Here is a 5,317-nt window from a genome sequence, read left to right on the forward strand (position 1 = left end):
AATGTCCTCGTATCGTGACCATAACGTTATCTGGACCCTAGGAAGGTATCCGCTAACTCGCGGCACTGGCAACCTCGTCGCGCAATCCGGCCGAAATTGTGATTTGGGTCACGACGCCGGTGCGCGGGGGTGTCGTGAGCTGTGCCACATCGCCGGACGCGCCCGTAAGGGCGGGTTGGCCAGTGGATACAGTTCGTCCGTGCGAGTTGCCGAACGCGGCACCGCCCATCAAGAGGCCTAGCAGTTGAGTCGAGCGAAGACAGAGAGTCCATGGACCTTTTCGAGTATCAAGCAAAAGAATTGTTCGCCAAGCACAACGTACCGACTACGCCGGGGCGGGTGACCGACACCGCCGAGGGCGCTCGGGAAATCGCCGCCGAAATCGGTCGCCCGGTCATGGTCAAGGCGCAGGTGAAGGTCGGCGGCCGCGGCAAGGCGGGTGGGGTCAAGTACGCGGCGACACCGGAAGACGCCTACGAACACGCCAAGAACATCCTCGGCCTCGACATCAAGGGCCACATCGTCAAGAAGCTGCTGGTCGCCGAGGCCAGCGACATCTCCGAGGAGTACTACATCTCCTTCCTGCTGGACCGCGCCAACCGCACCTACCTGGCCATGTGCTCGGTTGAGGGCGGGATGGAAATCGAAGAGGTGGCCGCCACCAAGCCCGAGCGGCTGGCCAAGGTTCCGGTGAATGCCGTCACCGGTGTCGACCTGGCGACCGCGCGCTCGATCGCCGAGCAAGGCCACCTGCCCGCCGAGGTGCTCGACGCCGCGGCGGTGACCATCAACAAGCTGTGGGAGCTGTTCGTCGCCGAGGACGCCACCCTGGTCGAGGTCAACCCGTTGGTGCGCGACCCCAAGGACCAAATCCTGGCGCTGGACGGCAAGATCACGCTGGACGCCAACGCCGACTTCCGTCACCCGGAGCACGCCGAGTTCGAGGACCGCGCGTCCACCGACCCGCTGGAACTCAAGGCCAAAGAGCACGACCTCAACTACGTCAAGCTGGATGGCGCAGTAGGCATCATCGGTAACGGTGCGGGCCTGGTGATGTCCACGCTCGACGTCGTCGCGTATGCCGGGGAGAAGCACGGCGGCGTCAAGCCGGCCAACTTCCTGGACATCGGCGGCGGCGCGTCGGCCGAGGTCATGGCCGCGGGGCTGGACGTCATCCTGAACGACAAGCAGGTCAAGAGCGTGTTCGTGAACGTGTTCGGGGGTATCACCTCGTGCGACGCCGTTGCCAACGGAATCGTGACCGCCCTGAACATGCTCGGTGACGAGGCCAACAAGCCGCTCGTGGTGCGGCTCGACGGCAACAACGTCGACGAAGGACGCCGCATCCTGGCCCAAGCCAACCACCCGCTGGTGATCCAGGCCGAGACCATGGACGCCGGTGCCGACAAAGCCGCCGATCTGGCGAACAAGTAAGGGAGCCAACGAATGTCGATCTTCCTGAACAAGGACTCGAAGGTCATCGTCCAGGGCATCACCGGCGGCGAGGGCACCAAGCACACCGCGCTGATGCTGAAAGCCGGCACGCAGGTGGTGGGCGGGGTGAACGCCCGCAAGGCGGGCACCACCGTCTCGCACGTCGACCCAGTCGGCAAGGACGTCGAGCTGCCGGTGTTCGGCAGCGTCGCGGAGGCGATGAAGGAGACCGGCGCCAACGTGTCGGTCGGCTTCGTGCCGCCGAAGTTCGCCAAGGACGCCATGATCGAGGCCATCGATGCCGAGATCCCGCTGCTGGTGGTCATCACCGAGGGAGTCCCGGTGCAGGACACCGCATATGCGTGGGCGTACAACCTGGACAAGGGTCACAAGACGCGCATCATCGGGCCGAACTGCCCCGGCATCATCACCCCGGGTGAGGCGTTGGCCGGCATCACGCCCGCCAACATCAGCGGCCCCGGGCCCGTCGGCCTGGTGTCCAAGTCCGGCACGCTGACCTACCAGATGATGTACGAGCTGCGCGATTTCGGGTTCTCCACGTCGATCGGCATCGGCGGTGACCCGGTGATCGGCACCACCCACATCGACGCCATCGAGGCCTTCGAGAAGGATCCCGACACCAAGGTCATCGTGATGATCGGCGAGATCGGCGGCGACGCCGAGGAGCGTGCGGCCGACTACATCAAGGCCAACGTGAGCAAGCCGGTCGTCGGCTATGTCGCGGGATTCACTGCGCCGGAAGGCAAGACGATGGGCCACGCCGGCGCCATCGTGTCCGGTTCGTCGGGCACCGCGGCCGCCAAGAAGGAAGCCCTGGAGGCGGCCGGCGTCAAGGTCGGCAAGACGCCGTCGGAGACCGCCGCCCTGGCCCGGGAGATCCTGCAAAGCCTGTAGGGGCTGTGGCGATCGGGAGCGCGGCGTCGCCGGGCGCTGCGGGTCGCCACCGTCGAGGCTGCGAGGGCCCCGGATTTGGCCGGGGCCCTGTCCCAGGTAGATAGTGGTTCTATGAATCTCGACCCGAACACGCCGGTCATCGTCGGCGTGGGGCAGTTCACCGAGCGCATCGAGGACTCCGGCTACCGCGGGATGTCCTCGGTGGAACTGGCCACCGCGGCGGCGCGGGCCGCACTGCATGACTGTGGGGCCGACGCCACCACCGTCGCCGCGTCCATCGACACCGTCGCCGCGATCCGGCAGTTCGAACTCTCCGGGCGCACACCCGCGCCGATGGGCAAGTCCAACAACTACCCGCGTTCGGTGGCCCAGCGCATCGGTGCTGCACCAGCCCGCGCGCTTCTCGAACCCATCGGCGGTCAGGGCCCGCAGCATCTGGTCACTGAGTTCGCCGGCGTCATCGCCTCGGGTGCGGCCGAGGTCGTGATGATCTTCGGCTCCGAGAACACTTCCAGCATCCGCTATTTCGCCGACAAGGAGAAGCCGGACCATTCCGACACGGTCGAGGGCTCCCTCGAAGACCGGGGCTTCGGCTACGAGGGCCTGTTCGACGACTACACCGTCGCGCATGGCTTGGTCGGTGCGCCGGCCCAGTACGGGCTGCTGGAGAACGCGCGCCGTGCCCGACTGGGCTTGAACGTCTCGGACTACCGGCGCCAGATGGGTGAGTTGTTCGCTCCGTTCACCAAGGTGGCGGCGAAGAACCCGTTCGCATCCTCACCGGTGGAGCGCACCGTCGACGAGCTCATCACCGTCACCGCGTCCAACCGGATGATCTGTGATCCGTACCCGAGGCTGCTGGTGGCCCGTGACCAGGTCAATCAAGGTGCGGCCGCGCTGCTGATGTCGGTGGCCGCGGCCCGCAGGCTCGGCGTGCCCGAGGAGCGCTGGGTGTTCTTGCACGGCCACGCCGACATGGTGGATCAGCCGCTGCTCGACCGCCTCGACTTGACGCACAACTCGGCTTCGGTGCTGGCGGTCCGGGAAGCACTCGCCGGCGCCGCCGTCGGCATCGACGACATCTCGACCTTCGACCTCTACAGCTGCTTCCCGGTGCCGGTGTTCAACTTCTGCGACGGGACGGGCCTGGCCACCGACGACCCGCGCGGGCTGACGCTCACCGGCGGCCTGCCGTACTTCGGCGGGCCGGGCAACAACTACTCACTGCACGGCATCGCCGAAACGGTCAGCGAAATGCGCGACCGGCCAGGCCAATTCGGCCTGGTCGCCGCCAACGGCGGGATCATGAGCAAGTACTCGGTCGGGGTGTACTCGACCACCCCGGTGAACTGGAAGCCCGACAACAGCGCCGCGCTGCGTGCCGAGGTCGCCGCCCGTCCCAAGATGCCGGTGATCGTCAAGGCCGACGGTCCGGCAACCATCGAGACCTACACCGTCCGCTACGACTGGCCGGTACACACCGGCCTCATCGTCGGCCGTCTCGACGGCGACGGCAGCCGCTTCCTGGCACTGAGCGAGGACCCCGATCTGGTCGGGCTGCTCAGCAACGGCGAGCCGCTAGGGGCTTCGATCGTGGTGCGGTCGACGGAGAAGGACAACCGGGCCGCGCTGGCCTGACGCGCGGCCCATCCACGACACGCAAATCACGCACACGACACGCCGCAAACCGTCGCCGTGGTTTACGTCTCGCGGATGTGAAGCGGCAGCTAGAAGGCCGGCCTAGTGCTCTTCTACTTGCGTCTCGTCGTTGCCGCTCTCGTCTCTTTCGTCGTCGTACGTCGTTGCGCCGCACTGGTTTATCGTTGCCATCAACCCATGTTGGAACGTTCTTCCACGGCGGACGCCTCTGGCATCAAGGCTGTCAGGTGGCCGCGAATCCGGGAATGGCTCCGTCTGGGGGCTGGCCGTCACCCAGCTAGGGGGGACCGACAACGACCCGAGCACGCCCGCTTTGCCCACGTCGGCACACACCAGCCGACCATCAGTCAGGGCGTCCAGCCAGGGCCGGGGATTGACGTGTCGCAACGCTTCGGGGACGTCCCCCGTCATCCGAGGTCAGCAGCAGCCAGGTCAACACCGGACAGGCTACGAGCCCATTCCGCGAGCCCTTCCGCATTGAGCTGAGGTTGAATCCCGGAGGTTCCCGCCAGCCCCGGCGAGCTGCTCAGCCCGCCTGCCGCCGATGCCACCCCCAATCCGCCAGACGAGCTGGGGGTAACGGGCGCGGGGAGGGTGTAGAAGATGGTGCCGGACATGTTGGTGATCGTGGTGTCGGCGATGGCGGTCGCGGTGGCGGTGTTTGTGGTTGTTGTCACGGTCGCTCCCATCCCTCCACCACTGGTGAAGGTGGCGGAGCCGCCTTGGAGCGAGACGACGACCGAGGTCACTCCGTTTTGGGTGAGGGTGGCGGGGCCGGAGACCACAACGCCGCCGGGGGTGAACACACCGTTCACGTAGCAGGGGATGATCGTTTTTACAGAGCTGGCGGCGTTGACCATGACGGTGCCGGGATTTGCGATGGTGGAGCCGTTGCCGGTGACGGTGATTGTTCCGCTGGTGATCTTCAGGGTAGTGCTGCTCCCGAGGTTGATAGTGGTGCCGGACGGGACGGTGACGGTTTGGCCTGGCGGGAGGGGCGGGTCGGCGCCGGCGTTGGTCGAGTTCAGTTGCTGGGAGGCGTTGGTGGAGGCCATCTGCACCACCGATTGCGTGCGGGCGCCGGTGGCGTTGCCGGCGGACTGGGTCACCGCGCGGGCCTGGTCAGCCTGCCCGGCAGGGTTGGTGGTCTGCGGAGGTTCGTTAAGCGGCGTCAGGGTGCTCGCGGGCGCCGAAGCAGCGGCGTAGCCGTACATCGCGGCGGCGTCTTGGGTCCACATCTCCATGTACTGGGCTTCGGTGGCTGCGATCGCCGGGGTGTTCTGCCCGAGAAAGTTGGTCGCGATCAACG

At 66.5% G+C, this 5,317-nt stretch carries 4 protein-coding genes and 1 pseudogene; 3 read left to right on the forward strand and 2 right to left on the reverse strand.

The features are described from left to right. The first annotated feature begins 270 nt into the window (after positions 1-270). The 3 genes from sucC to A9X04_RS14490 all read left to right on the forward strand — a co-directional run bounded on the left by sucC (position 271) and on the right by A9X04_RS14490 (position 3,987). Positions 271-1,434 carry an ADP-forming succinate--CoA ligase subunit beta gene (gene sucC / locus A9X04_RS14480; protein ID WP_067921435.1) on the forward strand — a complete coding sequence of 388 codons (1,164 nt, stop codon included), beginning with the start codon at positions 271-273 and terminating at the stop codon, positions 1,432-1,434. A gap of 12 nt (positions 1,435-1,446) precedes the next feature. Next, on the forward strand, positions 1,447-2,349 hold the full coding sequence (gene sucD / locus A9X04_RS14485; protein WP_067921437.1) for a succinate--CoA ligase subunit alpha: 903 nt from the start codon (positions 1,447-1,449) through the stop codon (positions 2,347-2,349). Positions 2,350-2,460: 111 nt separating this feature from the next. Next, the gene (locus A9X04_RS14490; protein ID WP_067921440.1) at positions 2,461-3,987 is read left to right on the forward strand and encodes an acetyl-CoA acetyltransferase; all 1,527 of its coding nucleotides are present in this window, start codon (positions 2,461-2,463) and stop codon (positions 3,985-3,987) included. A 258-nt stretch (positions 3,988-4,245) separates the two neighbouring features. Here A9X04_RS14490 and A9X04_RS32320 read toward each other — a convergent pair. Both A9X04_RS32320 and A9X04_RS32085 read right to left on the reverse strand, forming a co-directional pair. Next, positions 4,246-4,419 (reverse strand): annotated as a pseudogene (locus tag A9X04_RS32320) (PE/PPE C-terminal domain-containing protein); the annotation flags it as partial. Next, the coding region (locus A9X04_RS32085; RefSeq protein ID WP_082975011.1) for a PPE domain-containing protein at positions 4,416-5,317 on the reverse strand (902 nt) is incomplete at its 5' end. The gene A9X04_RS32085 and the pseudogene A9X04_RS32320, both read right to left, overlap by 4 nt.

Origin of the sequence: Mycobacterium sp. E3247, assembly GCF_001667785.1 — a bacterium.
GTDB lineage: Bacteria > Actinomycetota > Actinomycetes > Mycobacteriales > Mycobacteriaceae > Mycobacterium.

Coding starts and splice junctions, on each gene's coding strand:
- sucC (WP_067921435.1), top strand. CDS start 271: ATGGACCTTTTCGAGTATCAAGCAAAAGAATTGTTCGCCAAGCACAAC.
- sucD (WP_067921437.1), top strand. CDS start 1,447: ATGTCGATCTTCCTGAACAAGGACTCGAAGGTCATCGTCCAGGGCATC.
- A9X04_RS14490 (WP_067921440.1), top strand. CDS start 2,461: ATGAATCTCGACCCGAACACGCCGGTCATCGTCGGCGTGGGGCAGTTC.